Consider the following 19979-nt stretch of genomic DNA (forward strand, 5'->3'; position numbering starts at 1 on the left):
TCTTAACTAAATCATTCATTCCAGCAGCCCGCGGTCTACTCAGTCAGAGGTGCCGACAGGACAGACTCTAACAAGACATGCCCCTGACAAAATCAGAGCATGCGGCGGCTAACAGCCGGAACGATATGAAATTGCTTAGTTAAGAACGCTCACCAACATCAAAATTTCCCCTTTAGTTATAGGATACCTGTAATTTACTACATCTGGGAACCACTTGTCAATTATGGGTTAATGCAAGCGGAAACGGCCTTGCCGTCCTTCAATAGGAGGGTACCGTTTCAGCGAGAAATAGAAGGATAATTTATCACGTGAAACAAAAAAATTAAAAAAAAGCAGCCGGCTAAGCCGGCTGCTTCATAAAACGTCCTATTCTGTTGTGTAAGGCAGCAGCGCGATTTGACGCGAGCGCTTTACAGCAATAGTCAGAGCGCGTTGGTATTTTGCACTTGTACCAGTTACACGACGCGGCAAGATCTTTCCGCGTTCGCTGATGAACTTCTTAAGAAGCTCAGTGTCTTTATAATCAATGTGAGTAATCTTGTTCACAGTGAAATAGCACACTTTTTTACGCTTGTTGCGTCCACCACGACGTGCCGGTCTTTTGTCGTTGTCCGCACCTTCTCTTGGTTTGAAAGCCATGTTCAGTTCAGTCCTTCCTTATTAAAATGGCAAATCATCGTCCGATATATCGATCGGTTTTCCATCGCCCGAAAAAGGATCTTGGGTATTGTTGTTACGCGAGAAATTATTGTTGCTTCCATTTCCGCGAGCACTGTTCCCGCCGTTACCGCCGCCACCGAAGGCTGGCTCTTCAGGCATACTTCCACCACTTGATGCATTTCCGCCTTCACGGCTCTGCGCGGATTCCAGGAAACGGACATTATCGGCAATAACTTCAGTAACGTATACACGTTTGCCTTCGTTATTCTCATAATTCCGTACTTGGATGCGTCCTTCCACGGCTGCCAGTCTTCCTTTGCGCAAGTAATTGGCACAGGTCTCAGCCAGCTGTCTCCAGGTTACTACCGGGATAAAGTCCGCTTCGCGTTCACCGTTCTGGCCCGTAAAGTTACGGTCTACGGCAAGCGTAAACTGTGTTACGGCAACACCAGCAGGAGTATAACGAAGTTCCGGGTCACGGGTCAACCGACCGATCAGAATGATACGGTTCAACAATTAGGTCCCCTCCTTAATAGCGCGATTCGTTACAAAGCTTGTCAATATCTTAGGCAACGTCGTTCGTAATGAGATAACGAATTACTTCGTCAGAAATCTTCATGATACGCTCAAGTTCAGTAACTACTGCAGGTTTTGCACTGAAGTTAACCAAAACAAAAACGCCATCACGATGTTTCTTGATCTCATACGCAAGACGGCGTTTACCTTGCACGTCGTGCTTTGTAATTTCTCCGCCGTTGGAGATGATGCCTTGGAATTTTTCGACTGCTGCTTGAACGGCTTCTTGTTCAATGTCAGGACGAATAATGTACATGACTTCATATTTGCGCATAATTTTCACCTCCTTATGGTCTGCGGCCCCTGATCAGGTCAGGAGCAAGGAACGAGCACAAACATAGACTCGCACCAAATCAATATACCAAATCCGGCAGAGGATTGCAAGTTTTATTAATACGTACCAGATGCTGGTCCCCAAGAAAAAACTGTAGCCGGATTCCGTAAGAATGCCCGAGTAATCCCCCGCCTTCAGGGCTACAATATAACAGCTTCATTATTCTATAACAGGAGGTTATCCACCAATGGGCGAACAGACTGAGTATGAAAAGGGCGACAAAGCCCCCAACCCGGGCATTTACACCGAGGTAGGCGAAGCGCGGAGCTTCCACACGGAGATTCAGAATCCGAAGCGGATTACCATGGAGAAAGGCGACACCTTCCCGGAGACCACCAACCAGAACCGCAAGTGGAAAAAGGTCGAGAAAGCCCGCGTCCATTAATTTCAGCAGCCAGGTATAAAACCCTGAAGGCTGCACATACTAGACCCAGGCAGTACAAAAGAGAGGTGTGGTTCCGTTGAACGTCGTAGACGAACACGATCACAGGGATTCTGAATTCAGCAGCTATCGTACCCGGGGAGAGTAGAGTTGGCTCTGTAAAAAGGAGTTACAGCTTTGGCAATACCCATTCACAGTAGTAGCTATAGACAGAGATTTCCGAACGTCATTGATGTACTGCCTCTGGAAGAGAGACCTGCGAAGGTCTCTCTTTTTGCATGTTCTCCACCTGAACTGCACGCTGAAGTATTTTTACACAAAAAAGCCCCCGTACCAGAACGGAGGTCTCATCATTTAAGCATATAATTGCTGAAGTGGCGGAGAGGGTGGGATTCGAACCCACGCACGCTGTGACACGCCTAACTGATTTCGAGTCAGCCCCCTTGGGCCTCTTGGGTACCTCTCCGCAGCAAGAATTATCATATCATGCCAATCGCACAATTGCAAGCGTTATTCATTTGCGTTTTCGCTTCCCGCGCCAGCTTAATTATTCTCCGCTCCGCTATCCGCTGAATGCAGGACCTTCTTGAGATTCTTCTCGAATTTGGCGCGGGGAATGAGGACGCTGTGCTGACAGCCGGTGCACTTAATCCGGATATCCATCCCCATTCGGATAATCTCCATCTCATTCGTTCCGCACGGGTGCTGCTTCTTCATCTGCACAATATCACCCAGCCCGAATACCTTGCGTTCCATTATTCTTCCCCCTCCTCTGCCTCTTGCGCAGCAGCCACCTGCCTTCTTGGGCTGGTCTCCTGCTCCTCACGGGCTCTGCGGGCTGCATCTGCGCGTTCCTGCTCACGAGCCGCCTCAGCCTCCCTCTCCGCCTGCTCACGCGCCTCTTGCTCGGCCTTAGCGGCCTCCAGGGCACTCTGCTTCTCCAAAGCCTGCTTGATATCATTCTGAATCTGCCGCTCAGCTGCATCTCTGGCATTAGGCAGGCAATTCGCCGCTATGCGGATGACATACTCAGAGGTGCTCATCGATTGGATTCCCAGAATATTAGGGTAGGCAATGACACTGGAGCTGCGTTCCTCGATGCCTTGAAGCGCCTCGCCGATCAGTGCCAGGGTGGCCTCGAGCCCGCGTTCGATTTTGACCGGAACATCTACTACAGCCAGTGCATTCGCCAGCGAATAATTCGTCACATTCACAATCGTGCCGTTAGGAATGATGTGGACCTCGCCCGTAGTACTTAACAGTCTGGTCGTTCTCAGGCCAATCATCTCTACCGTTCCCTTATAGGTTCCGCTCTGGATAACATCCCCGACTGCGAATTGATCCTCGAATATAATGAAGAATCCGGTAATCACATCTTTGACCAAACTTTGTGCACCGAAACCTATCGCCAGCCCGACTACCCCTGCTCCGGCAAGCAGCGGCTTCAGATCGAAATTGAACTCCGACAGAACCAGCAGAATCATAGTGAAGTTACAGAAGAAGGTAACCACATTCTTCATCAGTCCGCCGACGGTGGAGAATCGCCGGTTGTTCGCTAACATTCTCCCCCTCGTCTCCCGCTCAAGAGACCGGTCAATCACATTGGAGACCACTTTGATAATCACCCGGGTCAGAATGAAAATCAGCAGAATCCGTATCCCGGCAAATAGCACAGTGGCCCACATGTCCGCATTGCTTAGCCAGTCCCATACCCTATCTTTGAAACGCACAGCATCCTTGAGGGCATCTCCGCCTGTTGTCTCGAGCAGCCAGTAATTCATCGAACCCCTCCTTCTTCCCCTACCTCTATATACCCGTCTCCCTTTGCAGCTTTGGCATAGATTCCGCGGATCTCTATGCTCTGCTCTGCTACAATGACCCGCACCTCTTCCAGTGCACTCCGGGAGAATTGAATCGACATCGCACAGCCGGCGGTGATCTCCTTGGGCGTAGGGAAGATATCGATTTCAATCTCCGCATATTCAAGCAGCATCTCGGCGCGCAGCGCCTGCTGGGTCGAATCAAACGCTATCAGCAGTTCCTCCTTCACACTCCACGCCTCCCCTGGGCTATTGGTCCTATCTATTGCCGCCATAGTATAAAAAACCACTTCCATCCATATACTAGGATCATCAGAACACGCTCCCGCGGATGTAAGCCTTGCATAATCAGCTGCCTGGCAGCCTGACCGCTTATTCAGCTGATTTTCCCGTGATTTGCAGTCGCCGCCTCAGAAAGGACGATTATATGAATTTCTCTTCCAAAGCTTCACCACTGCAAGAACCATCTTGTTTAAAAATATCACATGCCGACCCCAATATCTATTCTGCCATTACCCACCGTCTGCTGTTCCACTTTTCGCGCACCCGTCCGGATACGCCCATTGTCATTATCTGCGTGGGCACGGACCGCTCGACCGGCGATTCCCTTGGCCCCCTGGTCGGCACGACACTGGCCCGATTTCACAGCCCGCTGTTCCATCTCTACGGTACGCTGGAGGAGCCGGTACATGCCATTAACCTGGAAGAGACAGTGAGCCTTGTGTACCAAAAGCATGCCAACCCGTTCATCATTGCCATTGATGCCTGCCTCGGCCAGTCCGCCAGCGTCGGCTGCATCCAGGTGGTTGAAGGTCCGCTGCGTCCCGGCGCAGGGGTCAACAAGCAGCTTCCCCCCGTTGGCGATATCCATTTGACCGGCATCGTTAATGTGGGAGGATTCATGGAATACTTCGTATTGCAGAACACCAGATTAAGCCTGGTGATGCGCCTGTCGGATATTATTTCATCCAGCCTCTACTCTGCCTTGAAGCAGTGGAACCTGCATGCTAGATCTGCTGCAACGCGAGAGCAATAACTTCCTTCTCCTCCGGTGACAGAGCATACGTTGATGCTCCCTGTTCAACCGGTTTGGCATATATATATGAGTTCTCGCGGTTGTGCAGACTGCTCAGTACAATCCCGCTGCGGTTGTCATCCAGAATGGCAAGCGAGAAGCTCAGGTCATTACCGCGTTCTCCAAAAGCATTATAACGCTTCATGGCCACCTTCGACTTCATGCCGCGCATTTTGGTATGTGCCGCCTCAAGCAGCGCCTTCTGCTCCTGCTGGGTCTCCTCCAGCATATCCCCCTGATTCTTCAGGTTGACCAGCAGATTCTCCAGATCTTCTATGCCATTCCCGCTCATCATGGCTTCATACCGGCTGCGTATTCTGCGAAGCTTGACCCCCTGGACGATCATCAGAATGGCCATCAATAGGATTACCCCCGCAAAGCCCATGATGAACGCCGATAAATACTCGTTTATGATTTCATTTAACTCCGACATGTTGAATCATCCTTTATACAAAAATAAGAATTCCTACGCTGCAACAACACCGACCTGTATAATCCACTTGAATCCTTATCCACTTATTCGTTTGAACGCGATACGCCGTACATTTCCTCCATGGCTAACAGCAGCCGCTGAACATCCGCTTCAGTGGAGCTTACTCCCACACTTGCCCTAACCGCTCCGCTATCCAAAGTGTCTGCAGCCTGATGGGCCAGCGGTGTACAGTGCATGCCTGCACGTACAGCAATCTGGTATTCGCGGTCCAGCCGGTGGGCAATATGCGCAGATTCCTGCCCCTCTACGACAAAAGCCACAATTCCGCTTCGCGGCTCGCCTGGGGCCGGGCCCAGAATCCGCATACCCGGAATAGCAGCCAAGCCCTCCATCAAGAGCTGTGTCAGCTTCCATTCCTGCATATGAATCTGTTCCACTCCCAGTGCCTTAACCGCCTTCACGCCAGCCAGCAAACCGGCTATACCGACGGCATTCTGTGTCCCTGCCTCATAACGGTCCGGACGGACATGGGGCTGCTCGCTATTCTCCGATTGACTGCCAGTCCCTCCATGCATCAGCGGTTCCAGATCCAGCCCAGGAGAGATATACAGCCCCCCGGTTCCTTGCGGGCCGAGCAGCCCTTTGTGTCCCGGAAATGCCAGCAGATCAATATTCATGGCCGCCACATCAATATTCAATGCTCCTGCACTTTGAGCCGCATCAACCAGGAACACAGCTCCATGTGACTTCACTATATCACCGATATCCCCAATCGGCAGAATGCTTCCCAGCAGATTGGAGCTATGATTGCAGATCACCATCCGGGTGTTAGGACGCAGAGAACGCTGAAGCTCCTGAAGATTGATTTGACCCTCGCGGTCCGCCTGTATATAATCCACTTCAATGCCGATGCTCCGGCGCAAATACTCCAAGGGTCTGCGCACAGAGTTATGCTCCGTCATCGTTGACACGACATGATCCCCTGGTTGAAGTGTACCCTTAATAGCCATATTTAGCCCCATAGTTGTGTTATGAGTAAATGCGATATCCTGGGCATTCGCTACACCAAACAACTCTGCCAGCAGCATCCGCGTACGAACCAATACCCGACCCGTCCCGATAGCCAGTGAGTGGTTGCCCCGCCCGGCATTTGCCCCTGACTGCTCCAAAGCCTCCATCATAGCTGCAGCCACCTCCGGCGGCTTAGGCCACGAAGTAGCTGCGTGATCGAGATATACCAGCCTCTCCATCTTCCACCCTCCCTCTTTTCGATTTAAAAAACATACCCCTCCATATCCGTATTAAGGATATCTCAGGATATGTCTTCGGTACAAATATCCAAATCAGTTCCCCAGCAGCTCCAGCAATCTTTCCAGGTCTTGGGCACTGTAATAGTTTAATTCGATTTTCCCTTTTTCCTTACCTTGTTTAATTTTGACGGTTGTCTTGAACCGCTCCCGTAATACTTCCTCTACATTATCAATATAGGGATCACGTTTCACAACCTTGGCTTTAATTCCGTTAGCTGGTTTGCGGTCAAGATTCTTCACTACCTCTTCCAGTTCTCTAACACTCCACTGAAGCTCCACACACTGTGCAGCCAATTGCTTGATGACCTCCGGATCTTTCAGAGCCACAATTGCCCGGGCATGCCCCATCGAAATTGTTCCACGTGAAACATAATCCTTCACTTCTTCCGGTAAGCTAAGCAACCGCAAAAAGTTGGCGATATGCGATCTGGACTTTCCGACTTTAAGAGAAAGCTCTTCCTGAGTCAGCGCGAATTGATCCATCAGTCCTTGATAAGCAACCGCTATTTCCATCGCGTTAAGATTCTCACGCTGGAGGTTCTCGATCAAGGCAATCTCCATCACCTGCTGATCACTGAGGCTGCGGACCACTGCCGGAATCGTAGCTTTACCGCAATATTGCGAGGCCCGGAATCTGCGTTCCCCGGCAATAATCTCATACCCTTTCAACACACTGCGAACAATGATCGGCTGGATCACTCCATGCTGTCTTATGGATTCTGCAAGCTCCTGAATAGCCTCTTCATTGAAATCCTTGCGCGGCTGATAAGGATTGGCTCTAAGCTGTGACAACGGAATCTCTACTACCTTGTCGTCCTCATTAATCGACAGAGAAGGGATTAATGCATCCAAGCCTTTCCCCAAACGTTTACTCATAAGAGATCACTTCCTTTGCCAACTCTAAATATACTTCCGCTCCCTTGGAACGGGAATCGTAGGTAATAATTGACTGTCCATGTGAAGGGGCTTCGCTTAAGCGTACATTACGCGGGATAATTGTTCTGTATACCTTTTCCTGGAAATATTTTTTCACTTCTTCAATCACCTGAATCCCAAGATTGGTCCGGGCATCCAGCATCGTGAGCAATACTCCCTCTATTTTGAGATGCGGATTAAGATTCTTCTGAACCAGTCTGACAGTATTGAGCAACTGGCTTAGTCCTTCAAGCGCATAATATTCACATTGTATAGGGATGATCACTGAGTCTGCAGCTGTTAGAGAGTTAATGGTAAGAATCCCTAATGATGGCGGGCAATCTATGATGATGTAATCATAATTCGCCTTCACTGCATTCAGTGCTTTCTTCAGCTTCAATTCCCGCGATATCGTAGAGACCAGCTCGATCTCTGCTCCTGCCAGCTGAATGGTTGCCGGAATAATATGAAGGCCCTCAATCCGGGTCTCTTGAATCGTTTCCTGCGGATTTGCTTCATTAATAAGAATATCATAAATGCAATTCTCTACATCCGCTTTGTTGACACCAACGCCGCTCGTAGTGTTGCCTTGCGGATCAATATCAACAAGCAGCACTCTCTTCCCCAGAGTAGCCATGCTGGCACCCAGGTTCACAGAGGTTGTTGTTTTACCTACCCCGCCTTTTTGATTTGCTATGGCAATAATCTTGGACACTTATTTCACCTCGAATTGTTTAGAAAGAATCATCTTGTAGTTCTTAGCTGTTAACGGCATAATAATCTGGTTCTACGGCATCACGCTTGCGGCGATGTAGACAAACAAGTGGAAACGGCATTACAGTCCTTTTACATATAAATTCTTATATTTGAAAATAGACAACAAATTATCCTTAGAGTGTATATGGGATAACGTTCGGAGCTAGTCATACAAAAGGCGGCCAACACCTCAGGGCCGCCTTCAGCTTTTGTTACCATTATCGTTTTGGAATTTGGATTACAATCTCATAATGATCTCCGCGGTCATTCTCGGAGGTCTTAATCTCCATTCCTGAGCCGGTCACCATGTCTATAGATTGGCGGATTGTATTAAGAGCGAGACGGACATCTTTGGTATAGGAGGTCCGTTTTGATTTTTTGGTCTGGGTAACGGCCTTGTAGAAGGCGATACGTGCTTCCGTTTGTTTTACATTCAATTCCTTGGAAATAACCTCAGCCAGAACCTTAAGCTGCATTTCCTCAGTGTCTAGCGACAAGAGCGAGCGTGCATGGCGCTCGGTGATTTTTCTTTCCATTAATGCCGTCTTAACCTGTTCAGGCAAATTCAGCAAGCGGATTTTGTTGGCAATGGTGGATTGGCTTTTGCCAAGCCGCTGAGCCAGACTCTCCTGGGTCAATTGATGCAAGTCAATCAGCTTCTGATACGCGATCGCCTCTTCAATAGAGGTTAAGCCCTCACGCTGCAAGTTCTCGATCAGTGCGATCGATGCAGCCTGTGAATCATTGAATTCGCGGACAAGCGCCGGAATAGTGTCCATGCCCAGCTTTTTAACTGCCCGCCAGCGTCTTTCGCCTGCAATAATCTCATACTGGGAATCACGCATACGAACAACGATCGGCTGGATCACGCCATGAGTTTTGATAGTCTGACACAACTCGTCGATCTTCTCATCATCGAAAATAGTCCGTGGCTGATACGGACTGCTGATGACCTCATGAACCGGGATTTGTTTGATCTCTTCTCCGCTGCTCCGCTCGGTAAATCCAAAAAGCTTGGTGAATTGTTCTTTCATTCCGTTCATAACCACCTAATTTCGTTATAGTACGATCCTCTCAACCTTTCATGCGAAAAGCTTATCGTACAGCGTAAGAAAAGTATCCATAAGTCATTTATAGCTGCTTCTCTTATAAGACGGCCTGGCATTCATTCTGATCACATCTATTAAAAGTCTTACTATATTATTCTATCACTTTTCCACTAATAATCCTATTCTCCATAATGACCTATTTTTCCTGCAAACCACCCTGAATTGACCCTGCTTTCCACAAAAACTCCCCCGCAAAATGGGGCTTTAGCTTCGATGTTGACTCAGGTACTTTGCGGGGACCCCAAACTTATAAATTCTTATCTATTAAAAAAAGATCAAGCTCACTTTCGCATGAGCTTGATCCAGTATAACAGAAGACTGTCAAATGTTGTTTCACGTGAAACAATTAGATGAGCGGCGACTTCGCAGGTACGCCGGGCTTACGCGGATACTTCGACGGAGTGGCCCCAGTCTTACGTACAAGAATGATATGGCGGGAAGATTCTTCCACTGGCAGACTGAAGGATTCTACCTTATGCAATTCAGCACGCAGTTCCTTGAAGCTGCGCTTGGCCTCTTGAAGTTCCTCCGTCGGATCACTCCCCTTCATGGCAGCGAAGATGCCCTCCTTACGGGTGAATGGCAGACAGAATTCATTCAGAAGCGATAAGCGGGCCACCGCACGGGCAGTGACAACATCATAAGCATCCCGGTGAACAAACTGTCGGGCGACATCCTCAGCCCGGCCGTGAATGAGCTTTACACCCTTCAACCCCAGAGTATCACAGACATGCTGCAGGAAGGTGATCCGTTTGCTAAGTGAATCCACAATCGTCAGCTTGAGATCAGGGAAGCATATTTTTAGCGGAATGCCAGGGAACCCTGCCCCCGAGCCGATATCAGCAAGACTCTTCGTCTCCTCCATATTCACATAGAAGGCTAAAGATAAAGAATCATAGAAGTGTTTGGTATATACCTGGCTCCGCTCTGTAATCCCGGTTAGATTCATCTTCTCATTCCAGGAGACCAGTTCCTGATAATAGAGTTCAAATTGTTCAAGCTGCTTCATTGAGAGTTCCAGCCCATGCTCCTTGAGCAGGGAGGTGAACTCGGCTACCGTTGTATCCATAGATTATCCTTTCGCCGCTGTTACACGGTTGTAGTGCTCCAGATAGACCAGCAGAATTGAGATATCTGCCGGAGTAACGCCTCCGATACGCGAAGCCTGCCCTATCGAGATGGGAGCGATTTTGGTCAGTTTTTGCCGCGCCTCCATGGCCAGTCCATGAATCTCATTATAGTTGATATCGTCAGGAATCTTCTTCTGCTCCATCTTCTGCAGCTTCTCTACATGCTGGAGCTGTTTCTCAATATAGCCGGCATACTTAATCTGGATCTCTACCTGCTCCTTCATCTCTTCATCCAGCTCCTCTGGAGAAGGAGAGATGAGATCCACGAAGCTGTAGGCTAACTCAGGGCGGCGCATTAAGGTCAGCAGGTTACTACCATCTACAATTGGTGCAGAACCATAACTGGCTAGGGCTTCATTCACTTGTACCGGTTTAACCTTCGTCTCCTGCAGACGGATAATCTCACGGTCCACCCGGCCCTTCTTATCAAGGAACGCTTCATAGCGCTGCTCTGTAATCAGCCCAATGTCATAGCCGATTGGTGTCAGGCGGAGATCTGCATTGTCATGACGGAGCAGCAGCCGGTATTCCGCACGGGAAGTCAGCAGGCGATAAGGTTCATTCGTTCCCTTAGTAACTAGATCATCAATCAGAACGCCGATATAGCCCTGCGAACGATCCAGCACCACCGGCTCTTTCTCCTGTACTTTACGCGCTGCATTGATTCCGGCAATTACACCTTGCCCTGCCGCTTCCTCGTAGCCGGAGGTGCCGTTGATTTGTCCTGCAGTGAATAGTCCCGGCAGACGTTTGGTTTCCAGAGACGGCCAGAGCTGCGTAGGAACCATAGCATCATATTCAATGGCATAGCCGTTGCGCATCATCTCTACCTTTTCCATACCGGGAATAGACCGCAGGACCGCCAGCTGCACATCCTCAGGAAGGCTTGTCGACAGACCTTGTACATAGTATTCCGATGTATTTTTACCTTCCGGCTCCAGGAAGATCTGATGCTGTGATTTATCACTGAACCGGACGACCTTATCTTCAATGGAAGGGCAATAACGCGGACCCGTTCCTTCAATAATACCCGTGAACATCGGCGCCCGGTGCAGATTGTCATTGATGATCTGGTGGGTTACCGGAGAGGTGTAGGTCAGCCAGCAAGGCAACTGCTCATTATCCGAGGATTTGGTTTCAAAAGAGAAGAATTTCAGCTTCTCATCGCCCGGCTGGATTTCCGTCTTGGAGAAATCAATCGAATCCTTGTGGACACGCGGCGGCGTTCCGGTCTTGAAGCGGACCAAATCGAAGCCCAGTTCACGCAGATTCTCGGACAGGCGTACGGACGGCTGCTGATTATTTGGTCCGCTCTCATACGTCAGCTCACCCATAATCACTTTGCCGCGCAGATAGGTCCCGGTTGTCAGAATAACGGTCTTGCTGTGATATACCGTCCCGGTCTTCGTCACCACTCCGGCGCAGCGTCCGTCCTCCACGATCAGCTCTTCCACCATCCCTTGGCGCAAAGTCAGGTTAGGAGTCTTCTCCATCGTTTCTTTCATCGCATGCTGATAGAGGAACTTGTCTGCTTGTGCACGCAAGGCGTGAACGGCAGGTCCCTTGCCCGTATTAAGCATTCGCAGCTGAATGAAGGTCTTATCTATATTGCGGCCCATTTCCCCGCCCAGTGCATCAATTTCACGCACCACATGACCCTTGGCGGGTCCGCCAATCGATGGATTACATGGCATGAAAGCCACCATATCCAGGTTAATTGTAATCATCAGTGTGCGGCAGCCCATCCGTGCAGCAGCCAGGGCTGCTTCGCAGCCGGCATGACCGGCGCCGATGACGATAACGTCATAGCTGCCTCCATCATAATTCATAACGGTTCCTCCTTCTTATTTGCCGAGGCAGAATTGCGAGAAGATCTGGTCCAGCAGCGAATCAGCTGCCGTATCTCCAATAATCTCTCCGAGCTGCTCCCAGGCCAGACGTACATCAATCTGTATCATATCTATAGGAATCAGCATCTCCGCTGCTTCATAAGCATCCTGTAGCGATTTATATGCCTTCTTAAGTAAGGCTATATGCCTTACATTGCTTACATAGGTCAGATCGCCCGATTCCAGCTTGCCCCCGAAGAACAGTGCGGAGATCGCCTCTTCCAGTGTGTCTAGTCCTTCCTCTTGCAGCACCGACATCGGTACAATGCTCGCTTCATCGAAAAAGGAGCTCAGCTTCCCCGTATCCAGCCGGGACGGTAAGTCCATTTTATTCATGATGACCAGCGCTTGTCTACCGTGGATTTGTTCCATCAGTGCCAGTTCATCCTCATGAAGCTCCTCATTGGCATTCAGCACCAGCAGAATCAGATCCGCATCGCTGAAAGCCGCCTTCGAGCGCTCCACACCGATTCTCTCCACCACATCCATCGTCTCACGGATACCGGCAGTATCCAGCAGCTTCAGCGGGATATTATTAATCGTTACATACTCTTCTATCACATCACGCGTTGTTCCCGGAATGTCGGTCACAATCGCCTTGTTGTCGCGGGCAAGCGCGTTCAGCAGCGAGGATTTCCCGACATTGGGCCTGCCTACAATAGCTGTAGTAATCCCTTCGCGCAGAATCTTTCCTTCATTGGCGGTTCGAAGCAGCTTATCTATGCCTTGCATAACCTCTTGACTCTTATCCTTGATGAAATCAGCAGTTAAGGATTCCACATCATGCTCAGGGTAATCAATATTCACTTCAATATGGGCCAGTGTCTCAATAAGGGTGTGCCGAAGCTCATGGATACGTGCGGATAACGAGCCGCTAACCTGCTTGAGAGCAACTGAGAAAGCCCGGTCCGACTTGGAACGAATCAGATCAATCACGGCCTCGGCCTGCGACAGATCAATCCGCCCGCCCAAAAAGGCGCGCTTCGTGAACTCTCCCGGCTCGGCCAGCCGGATATCCTGCTGCAGCAGCAGATCCATTACTCTTCTTACAGAGATTACACCGCCATGGGCGCTGATCTCCACCACATCCTCCGTGGTAAAAGAACGCGGTCCCTTCATGACTGTTACCAGCACCTCTTCCAGCTGTTCCCCGTCCTGCGGACTAATGATATGTCCATAATGCACGGTATGGGACTCAGCTTCCGGAAGGGGGATACGGCTTTTGAACAAGGGGGCAACTTGGGGGATTGCCTGCGGTCCGCTAACCCGGATGATGGCAATACCGCCCTCACCCAAGGCTGTCGATACAGCGGCAATAGTGTCACTAAGCATGTTGTAATTCACCTCAGGATTTGGTATTTAAAAAAACAATGACTCCTCGCATAGGTCAAGGAGTCATTGCGGCATATAGTTCTACTTCAAAGTTATAACGACGCGGCGGTTCGGCTCTTCACCCTTGCTGAGGGTGTTCACCTGCTTGTGATCCTGTAATCTGGAATGGATGATCTTGCGTTCCTGCGGGGACATGGGCTCCAGAACCACCTCTTTGCGGGTCCTCACCACACGCCCGGCCAGACGGTCAGCCAGTTCCTCCAATGTCTTCTTGCGGCGCTCCCGGAAGTTCTCCGCATCCAGCACGAGCCGGATGAAGCTGTCAGAATACCGGTTGGCCACAATATTAGCCAAATACTGCAAAGCATCAAGAGTTTGTCCTCTTCTGCCAATCAGCAGCCCAAGCTCCGGACCGGAAATTTGCAGAACAGTTGATTCCTTGGCATGAACGATTTCAACTTCCACCTCGAGCCCCATGCTCTTGGCGACATCTACAATGAAATGAACGGCCTGGCCGTATGCTTCTTCCACCGGGTGTCCGGAATCCTGGCGCGGTACACCGCTGATCGCCTCTGTATTGCTCTCTCTTGTTGTCTGCTGAGACAGTAGCGGAGCACTCGCCGCTGATGCCGGTGCGGCTTCCGGGATCAAGGTCAATTCCACCTTGGCACCCTTCGCACCGATCAATCCAAGGAATCCTTTTGACGGCTGTTCAAGTACGTTGACCGTTACCCGGTCCTTGTGAACTCCAAGCTGATTAAGTCCCCGTTCTACAGCTTCTTCAATGGTTTTCCCTGTCGCGACGACTTTGCTCATTTTGACTTTTTGACCCCCTTCTTCCCATTGCTTCCGTTTCCTTTAGCAGTAGGAGTTACATCTTTGCGGGCGTTAGAGTTGCTGTTCTTGCTCTTCGTCAGGTTAACATCTTTGGCCTTGCTGTTGCCTGCATTGGCCGTAGCGGTGGCAGCGGCAAGTGCTGCTTTGTGCTTATCATTGTTGCGGTACAAGAAGTAGTTCTGAATGATGGTGTACAGATTGCTATAGAACCAGTACAGCGGAAGTGCAGACGGGAAGTTGTAGGACATGATGAAAATCAGAACCGGATATACCATCATCATGAACTGCATTGGACCCTGCTGTTGTACCGGGTTCATTTTGGTCATCATACGGGTCTGAATAAATGTCGTAGCAGCGGCAAGGAGCGGCAGGATGAACAGGTGATCGGGTTTGCCGAGCTGCAGCCACAGGAAGTCATGTAATCTAAGATCCGGATTGTAGTAGATCGAGTTGTATAGGGCGATGAAGATTGGCATTTGCACGATCAGCGGCAGACAGCCCGCCATCGGATTGACCTTGTTCTCCTGGAACAGGCGCATTGTTTCCTGCTGTACCTTTTCGGGCTCATCTTTATATTTTTTCTTAATCTTCTCAAGTTCCGGCTGAATTGCCTGCATGGCACGCGAGCTCTTGACCTGCTTAATCGTAAGCGGAAGAATCAGCGTGCGGACAATGATAACCATTACTAGAACGGCTAGACCATACTGGCCGTTGAACCACTTCGCGAAAGTATCCAGGGCAATGGCGAAATAATACACAACATTACTCTGCCAGAAGCCTCCATTTTTCAAATCCTCCGTAGTGTGCGTCACTGTTGTCGCAGACGGAGAGCATCCCGACAGAACAGCGATCATTAGAACCATTAACCCGAGGAGAAGAAACATTTTTCCTCGCTTAGTCTTCATTAGAGACACTTCAAAACCCCTCTCATAAACATTCCATTGCACCGTAAATCATAACATAATTATGGATACAAATAAACAAGCCCTCTTCAGGCTCTTTTACTTGCGTAAAGCCTTGAGCAGCTTGGCTTTGCGCAGCACATGCAGCACGCTTTTCTCCAGCTCGGCGTAATCCTTGGAGAGCGCTCCTTTTCTGACAATGAAAACGATATCCAGATTGCCGGCAATTTCCGCCTCGTGATGACGTACAATCTCCTTGACCAGCCTTCTCATCCGGTTGCGGACTACGGCATTCCCGACCTTCTTGCTGACGGATATGCCCACGCGGAATCGTTCCACTTCTCTTCTGGGGAACCAATATACCACATACTGATGATTCGCAAATGACTTCCCATGGCGGTATACGCGGCTGAAGTCGGCACGGTTTCGTAATCGTAAACTTTTGCGCACGGAAATCTCCTATTCAAATACCGGAATTGCTCCAGGCTCCGGAATTTCATCTTCTAATTAGTATTGTCATTCAAGGGAGACCATAAACAGTTACCTCGGCGGCCCTGGAGATCCCCTGCCGACAAACATAGACAGCTTGTGGAAGCTACAATCATGTGAATTTGAATTCTTATATCTTCAAGTGGAAACGGCTTTGCCGTCCTTTTTAAGGACGGTACCGTTTCAGCGAGAAATAGAAGGATAAGTTATCGTGTGCAACATATAAATTCTTATATTTTAAAAAAAGCCCCGCAGTAGCGTTAACATCCCCTGCAGAGCCTATCATTTATTGTTGCCGCAGCAGAAGTCATGCGTGGGTTATCCGCTCGCTGAGCGTCATCGCATTCTGCGCTATATATAGAAGAGAAATAAAAACAGCTGATGCATTCTGCAAATAAAGCGTAAAAAAGGACCACAGCAGTGGTCCCAAAGTGGCCTATCTTACGCACTCAAAACTTTTCTGCCTTTCAAGCGGCGGGCTGCCAGCACTTTGCGGCCGTTTTTCGTGCTCATTCTTTTGCGGAAACCATGCACCTTTTTGCGTTTGCTCACATTTGGTCTGAACGTCGGTCTCATGTATTGCACCTCCCTTACAGGAACTAATTACTGTCATATAAGCAGAAACGGACTAAGCCGTCCTTAAAGTAGGGACAGTATCTACAAGTATTATCAATTTAATTTGGAGACATATCCTCACAGAAAACACCTTTATATATTTAAACATATTTTTGCGCTAAAAGTCAACCATCTCTCTTTCTCCCTCTTTTTCAGGTTGCTCCCCTTGTGCCCTCATTTTTGGGACCAGCCCGAAAGCCTGAGTCTTATCCCCAGGGCGCCCCGCCTCTTCACTAATTCAAACCCTGAACCGCTTATCCACAAAGGAACACATCCAAAATAATAATCCACAGGCTTGTCCAGTTATCCACCTGTGATTAATTCCGGGCGGATTTTGCTCACAGGTGAGTACAACCTGTGTATAAAAAAATTGGCACGATCGCGGAAACTGTCGAACGGTAAACAAATTATCAACAATATGTAGTGGTGTGCCTAAAAATTATACACAAGTGATTGAATTTGTGGATAAAATAGCGTCGCTCATTGAAAAATAAGGGGCGTTTTGCTATGATGGTATTACTTTTGAATGTGAATAGATTTGTTTGTTCAATAAATTATCAACAAGCTGTGGATAAAGTTGTGAACAATTCAAATTTATCCATATTTTTTTGTCTCTTGAAGTTGCATACTGGGGATAAGATTCAGCACCAACCCATTTTCTTCGACATTTCCACTTCATGGCTGATGCCACATTTGGAAGATTTAAAGGAGTGACAGTCTGTGGACAGCCATACTTCCGAATTATGGCAGCAAATATTATCGATTATTCAAACCAAACTAAGCAAGCCGAGCTTTGATACCTGGTTCAAGGCCACCAAGGCCATGACGTTCAATTCCCAGGCTCTAATCATCTCGGCGCCTACAACCTTTGCCGTAGAATGGCTGGAAAGTCGCTATACCAAACTGGTAGGAGCAACGGTATATGAAGTTACCGGACAGCAGGTGGAAGTCAAATTTGTCATTGAGGAGAACAAACCCTCTGAGCCTGTGGTTCAGCAAAGTGCGCCTACTCCCGTTGTTTCGCGCGAAGAAGCACAGACGCATTTGCTCAATCCCAAATACACCTTCGACACGTTCGTGATCGGTTCAGGCAACCGTTTTGCGCATGCAGCCTCCCTTGCTGTAGCCGAAGCGCCGGCCAAAGCCTATAACCCTCTGTTTCTGTATGGAGGCGTAGGTCTCGGAAAGACTCACCTGATGCATGCGATCGGCCATTATGTGCTGGAGCATAACCCCAACAACAAGGTGATTTACATCTCCTCCGAGAAATTCACGAATGAATTCATCAACTCCATCCGTGACAACCGCGGCGAAAGCTTCCGCAACAAGTACCGCAACGTTGACATTTTGCTGATTGACGACATCCAATTCCTGGCCGGCAAGGAGTCAACGCAGGAGGAATTTTTCCATACGTTCAATGCTCTTCATGAAGAACGCAAGCAAATTATTATCTCCAGCGACCGCCCTCCCAAGGAAATTCCTACGCTGGAGGAACGGCTGCGTTCCCGGTTCGAATGGGGACTGATTACAGATATCCAGCCTCCTGATCTTGAGACGCGGATTGCCATTCTGCGCAAGAAGGCCAAGGCGGAGAACCTGGATATCCCGAACGAAGCCATGATGTATATCGCCAACCAGATCGACACGAATATCCGGGAGCTTGAAGGCGCGCTGATCCGTGTAGTGGCTTATTCTTCCCTGACGAACCAGGATGTGACGACACATCTGGCAGCTGAAGCGCTGAAGGATATCATTCCTTCGAGCCGTCCGAAGATGATCACCATTAACGATATTCAGCAAAAAGTCGGTGAATACTACAATTTGCGCATGGAGGACTTCAAAGCGCGGAAACGCACGAAGGCTGTGGCTTTTCCAAGGCAGATTGCCATGTATCTCTCCCGTGAGCTGACGGATTATTCGCTTCCTAAGATCGGCGAGGCCTTCGGAGGACGCGACCATACGACCGTTATTCATGCCCATGAGAAGATTACGCAGCAATTAAAGGTAGACCAGGAGCTCTATAAAGTGGTAAATAATCTTTCGGAGAAAATTAAAAATCCTTCCTAAGAGGAACAAAGAGCCTATACACAATCTATACACATGTGGGTAGGCTTAATTTTATGCTGTTTAGCGACTTATCCACATAAACGGAGCCCCTACTACTAATACTATTAAATAACTATAATAATTCATCTTCTAAGAGCAGGTTTCAAAGAGCATTTACGTACACCCATTTCCCAATTTTTCAGCTAGGAGTGAAATCATGAAAATCAGCATTCTCAAAAATGAACTTAACGAATCCATCGGACATGTCTCCAAAGCAATCTCCAGCAGAACAACTATCCCTATTCTGACCGGTATCAAGTTTGAGGTTAGCCATCAGGGCGTTACGCTGACTGCAAGCGATACGGATATTTCCATTCAGTCCTTTATCCCCGCCGAGAATGACAGCCAGACGATCGTCAAGGTAGAGCAGCCGGGCAGCGTAGTGCTCCCTGCCAAATTTTTCGTTGAGATTATCAAGAAGCTTCCCTCCAAAGAAATTCACATGGAAGTCAAGGAAGGCTTCCAGACCTACATCTCCTCCGGCTCTACGGAGATTCAGATTGTGGGTCTCGATCCTGAAGAATTCCCTGTTCTGCCAAGCATTGAGGAGAATGAAACCATCTCCATGCCCGGTGATTTGCTGAAGAATATGATCAAGCAGACCGCCTTCTCCATCTCCACTCAAGAGACAACACCGATCCTGACAGGCATTCTGTGGAATCTGGCCGACAATGAATTCAAATTCACGGCTACCGACCGCCACAGGCTCGCCACCAGAGCTGCACACCTGGAGGGTACAGAGAATATCCAGTTCGCGAATATTGTCATTGCCGGCAAAACGCTGAACGAGCTCAGCAAAATTATCCCTGATCAGAATATGCTGGTGGATATTGTCGTCGCAGATAACCAGGTGCTGTTCAAAATCGACAAAGTGCTGTTCTATTCGCGGATTCTGGATGGCATTTATCCGGATACTTCTAGAATTATTCCAACCACCTACAAAACAGAACTAACCTTGGACACAAAAAAATTAAGCGAATCGATCGACCGCGCTTATTTGCTGTCCCGTGAAGAGAAAACGAACATCGTCCGGATGCAGACCCTGGAGAACGGCGATGTGGAGATCTCCTCCAGCTCCTCCGAGCTAGGGAAGGTTCGTGAAGAGCTGGAAGTCATGGATTTCAAAGGCGAGCCGCTGCGCATCTCCTTCAACTCCAAATATATGCTCGATGTGCTGAAGGTGGTCGAGAGCGAGCAGCTCGTAATCGCCTTCACCGGCATGATGAGTCCGATTATTCTCAGACCGCTCGATGAGAGCCGCAGCCTGTATGTGATTTTGCCATACCGGACAACTAATTAACGCCCTGTT

General features: G+C 49.0%; 22 protein-coding genes and 1 tRNA gene. 4 read left to right on the forward strand and 19 right to left on the reverse strand.

The window, feature by feature from the left end:
- Positions 1-366 precede the first annotated feature (366 nt).
- The 3 genes from rpsR to rpsF are packed head-to-tail and all read right to left on the reverse strand — an operon-like array spanning position 367 to position 1510.
- Positions 367-639 carry a 30S ribosomal protein S18 gene (gene rpsR, locus NSS83_RS19710; protein ID WP_036699837.1) on the reverse strand — a complete coding sequence of 91 codons (273 nt, stop codon included), beginning with the start codon at positions 637-639 and terminating at the stop codon, positions 367-369.
- Between the two features lie 21 nt (positions 640-660).
- The gene (ssb, locus tag NSS83_RS19715; RefSeq protein ID WP_036699840.1) at positions 661-1176 is read right to left on the reverse strand and encodes a single-stranded DNA-binding protein; all 516 of its coding nucleotides are present in this window, start codon (positions 1174-1176) and stop codon (positions 661-663) included.
- A 49-nt stretch (positions 1177-1225) separates the two neighbouring features.
- Positions 1226-1510 (reverse strand): 30S ribosomal protein S6, encoded by a 285-nt coding sequence (gene rpsF / locus NSS83_RS19720; protein WP_341346341.1) that lies wholly within the window; start codon positions 1508-1510, stop codon positions 1226-1228.
- A gap of 247 nt (positions 1511-1757) precedes the next feature.
- On the opposite strand from rpsF, the gene NSS83_RS19725 reads away from it, so the two are divergent.
- Positions 1758-1955, forward strand: a complete 198-nt coding sequence (locus tag NSS83_RS19725; protein WP_341183185.1) for a YjzC family protein — start codon at positions 1758-1760, stop codon at positions 1953-1955.
- A 372-nt stretch (positions 1956-2327) separates the two neighbouring features.
- Here the strand turns inward: NSS83_RS19725 and NSS83_RS19730 are convergent.
- The 4 genes from NSS83_RS19730 to NSS83_RS19745 all read right to left on the reverse strand — a co-directional run bounded on the left by NSS83_RS19730 (position 2328) and on the right by NSS83_RS19745 (position 4002).
- Positions 2328-2418: transfer RNA gene (locus tag NSS83_RS19730), tRNA-Ser, on the reverse strand.
- A gap of 77 nt (positions 2419-2495) precedes the next feature.
- Complete coding sequence (locus tag NSS83_RS19735) at positions 2496-2708, reverse strand: DUF951 domain-containing protein (protein ID WP_076081909.1); 213 nt, start codon at positions 2706-2708, stop codon at positions 2496-2498.
- On the reverse strand, positions 2708-3733 hold the full coding sequence (locus NSS83_RS19740) for a mechanosensitive ion channel domain-containing protein (protein ID WP_341183184.1): 1026 nt from the start codon (positions 3731-3733) through the stop codon (positions 2708-2710). The genes NSS83_RS19735 and NSS83_RS19740 overlap by 1 nt, the downstream gene beginning before the upstream one ends.
- Positions 3730-4002, reverse strand: coding sequence for a DUF3343 domain-containing protein (locus tag NSS83_RS19745; RefSeq protein ID WP_341183183.1), 273 nt, complete (start codon positions 4000-4002; stop codon positions 3730-3732). Before NSS83_RS19745 ends, NSS83_RS19740 begins: the two co-directional genes overlap by 4 nt.
- 197 nt (positions 4003-4199) lie before the next feature.
- On the opposite strand from NSS83_RS19745, the gene yyaC reads away from it, so the two are divergent.
- Positions 4200-4808 carry a spore protease YyaC gene (gene yyaC, locus NSS83_RS19750; protein ID WP_341185166.1) on the forward strand — a complete coding sequence of 203 codons (609 nt, stop codon included), beginning with the start codon at positions 4200-4202 and terminating at the stop codon, positions 4806-4808.
- Here yyaC and NSS83_RS19755 read toward each other — a convergent pair.
- From NSS83_RS19755 to rpmH, 12 genes are all read right to left on the reverse strand, one after another.
- The gene (locus NSS83_RS19755; RefSeq protein WP_341183182.1) at positions 4780-5280 is read right to left on the reverse strand and encodes a DUF4446 family protein; all 501 of its coding nucleotides are present in this window, start codon (positions 5278-5280) and stop codon (positions 4780-4782) included. The genes yyaC and NSS83_RS19755 overlap by 29 nt on opposite strands.
- Positions 5281-5363: 83 nt before the next feature.
- On the reverse strand, positions 5364-6530 hold the full coding sequence (locus tag NSS83_RS19760; protein WP_341183181.1) for an aminotransferase class V-fold PLP-dependent enzyme: 1167 nt from the start codon (positions 6528-6530) through the stop codon (positions 5364-5366).
- A gap of 93 nt (positions 6531-6623) precedes the next feature.
- Entirely contained in the window at positions 6624-7466 is an 843-nt protein-coding gene (locus tag NSS83_RS19765) for a ParB/RepB/Spo0J family partition protein (RefSeq protein WP_341183180.1), read from the reverse strand.
- Complete coding sequence (locus NSS83_RS19770; RefSeq protein WP_341183179.1) at positions 7459-8220, reverse strand: AAA family ATPase; 762 nt, start codon at positions 8218-8220, stop codon at positions 7459-7461. Before NSS83_RS19770 ends, NSS83_RS19765 begins: the two co-directional genes overlap by 8 nt.
- Positions 8221-8479: 259 nt before the next feature.
- Positions 8480-9295, reverse strand: a complete 816-nt coding sequence (gene noc, locus NSS83_RS19775; protein WP_036728058.1) for a nucleoid occlusion protein — start codon at positions 9293-9295, stop codon at positions 8480-8482.
- Positions 9296-9716: 421 nt separating this feature from the next.
- Entirely contained in the window at positions 9717-10439 is a 723-nt protein-coding gene (gene rsmG, locus NSS83_RS19780; RefSeq protein ID WP_341183178.1) for a 16S rRNA (guanine(527)-N(7))-methyltransferase RsmG, read from the reverse strand.
- A gap of 3 nt (positions 10440-10442) precedes the next feature.
- Positions 10443-12329 (reverse strand): tRNA uridine-5-carboxymethylaminomethyl(34) synthesis enzyme MnmG, encoded by a 1887-nt coding sequence (mnmG, locus tag NSS83_RS19785; protein ID WP_341183177.1) that lies wholly within the window; start codon positions 12327-12329, stop codon positions 10443-10445.
- Positions 12330-12344: 15 nt separating this feature from the next.
- Complete coding sequence (gene mnmE, locus NSS83_RS19790; protein WP_341183176.1) at positions 12345-13721, reverse strand: tRNA uridine-5-carboxymethylaminomethyl(34) synthesis GTPase MnmE; 1377 nt, start codon at positions 13719-13721, stop codon at positions 12345-12347.
- A gap of 81 nt (positions 13722-13802) precedes the next feature.
- A complete protein-coding gene (jag, locus tag NSS83_RS19795; protein WP_036699874.1) occupies positions 13803-14537 on the reverse strand; it encodes an RNA-binding cell elongation regulator Jag/EloR in 735 nt (244 codons plus the stop codon).
- Complete coding sequence (locus tag NSS83_RS19800) at positions 14534-15472, reverse strand: YidC/Oxa1 family membrane protein insertase (protein WP_341183175.1); 939 nt, start codon at positions 15470-15472, stop codon at positions 14534-14536. The genes jag and NSS83_RS19800 overlap by 4 nt, the downstream gene beginning before the upstream one ends.
- An 87-nt stretch (positions 15473-15559) precedes the next feature.
- Positions 15560-15910 (reverse strand): ribonuclease P protein component, encoded by a 351-nt coding sequence (gene rnpA, locus NSS83_RS19805; RefSeq protein ID WP_341183174.1) that lies wholly within the window; start codon positions 15908-15910, stop codon positions 15560-15562.
- Positions 15911-16390: 480 nt separating this feature from the next.
- On the reverse strand, positions 16391-16525 hold the full coding sequence (gene rpmH, locus NSS83_RS19810) for a 50S ribosomal protein L34 (RefSeq protein ID WP_039295761.1): 135 nt from the start codon (positions 16523-16525) through the stop codon (positions 16391-16393).
- Between the two features lie 759 nt (positions 16526-17284).
- Between rpmH and dnaA the strand changes: the two genes are divergently transcribed.
- Together dnaA and dnaN are read left to right on the forward strand one after the other, a co-directional pair.
- Positions 17285-18631, forward strand: a complete 1347-nt coding sequence (dnaA, locus tag NSS83_RS19815; RefSeq protein ID WP_036699882.1) for a chromosomal replication initiator protein DnaA — start codon at positions 17285-17287, stop codon at positions 18629-18631.
- Positions 18632-18827: 196 nt separating this feature from the next.
- Positions 18828-19970, forward strand: coding sequence for a DNA polymerase III subunit beta (gene dnaN, locus NSS83_RS19820; protein WP_036699883.1), 1143 nt, complete (start codon positions 18828-18830; stop codon positions 19968-19970).
- Positions 19971-19979 lie beyond the last annotated feature (9 nt).

The sequence above is a fragment of the Paenibacillus sp. FSL H3-0469 genome (assembly GCF_038051945.1).
GTDB lineage: Bacteria > Bacillota > Bacilli > Paenibacillales > Paenibacillaceae > Paenibacillus_AQ.

Bases quoted from the DNA above. Each gene is read 5' to 3' on its own strand.
- NSS83_RS19735 (WP_076081909.1), bottom strand. From the start codon at position 2,708: ATGGAACGCAAGGTATTCGGGCTGGGTGATATTGTGCAGATGAAGAAG.
- NSS83_RS19765 (WP_341183180.1), bottom strand. From the start codon at position 7,466: ATGAGTAAACGTTTGGGGAAAGGCTTGGATGCATTAATCCCTTCTCTG.
- rpmH (WP_039295761.1), bottom strand. From the start codon at position 16,525: ATGAGACCGACGTTCAGACCAAATGTGAGCAAACGCAAAAAGGTGCAT.
- dnaN (WP_036699883.1), top strand. From the start codon at position 18,828: ATGAAAATCAGCATTCTCAAAAATGAACTTAACGAATCCATCGGACAT.
- noc (WP_036728058.1), bottom strand. From the start codon at position 9,295: ATGAAAGAACAATTCACCAAGCTTTTTGGATTTACCGAGCGGAGCAGC.
- rpsF (WP_341346341.1), bottom strand. From the start codon at position 1,510: ATGCGCAAATATGAAGTCATGTACATTATTCGTCCTGACATTGAACAA.
- NSS83_RS19755 (WP_341183182.1), bottom strand. From the start codon at position 5,280: ATGTCGGAGTTAAATGAAATCATAAACGAGTATTTATCGGCGTTCATC.
- NSS83_RS19760 (WP_341183181.1), bottom strand. From the start codon at position 6,530: ATGGAGAGGCTGGTATATCTCGATCACGCAGCTACTTCGTGGCCTAAG.
- rpsR (WP_036699837.1), bottom strand. From the start codon at position 639: ATGGCTTTCAAACCAAGAGAAGGTGCGGACAACGACAAAAGACCGGCA.
- mnmG (WP_341183177.1), bottom strand. From the start codon at position 12,329: ATGAATTATGATGGAGGCAGCTATGACGTTATCGTCATCGGCGCCGGT.
- yyaC (WP_341185166.1), top strand. From the start codon at position 4,200: ATGAATTTCTCTTCCAAAGCTTCACCACTGCAAGAACCATCTTGTTTA.
- rsmG (WP_341183178.1), bottom strand. From the start codon at position 10,439: ATGGATACAACGGTAGCCGAGTTCACCTCCCTGCTCAAGGAGCATGGG.
- NSS83_RS19740 (WP_341183184.1), bottom strand. From the start codon at position 3,733: ATGAATTACTGGCTGCTCGAGACAACAGGCGGAGATGCCCTCAAGGAT.
- mnmE (WP_341183176.1), bottom strand. From the start codon at position 13,721: ATGCTTAGTGACACTATTGCCGCTGTATCGACAGCCTTGGGTGAGGGC.
- NSS83_RS19725 (WP_341183185.1), top strand. From the start codon at position 1,758: ATGGGCGAACAGACTGAGTATGAAAAGGGCGACAAAGCCCCCAACCCG.
- jag (WP_036699874.1), bottom strand. From the start codon at position 14,537: ATGAGCAAAGTCGTCGCGACAGGGAAAACCATTGAAGAAGCTGTAGAA.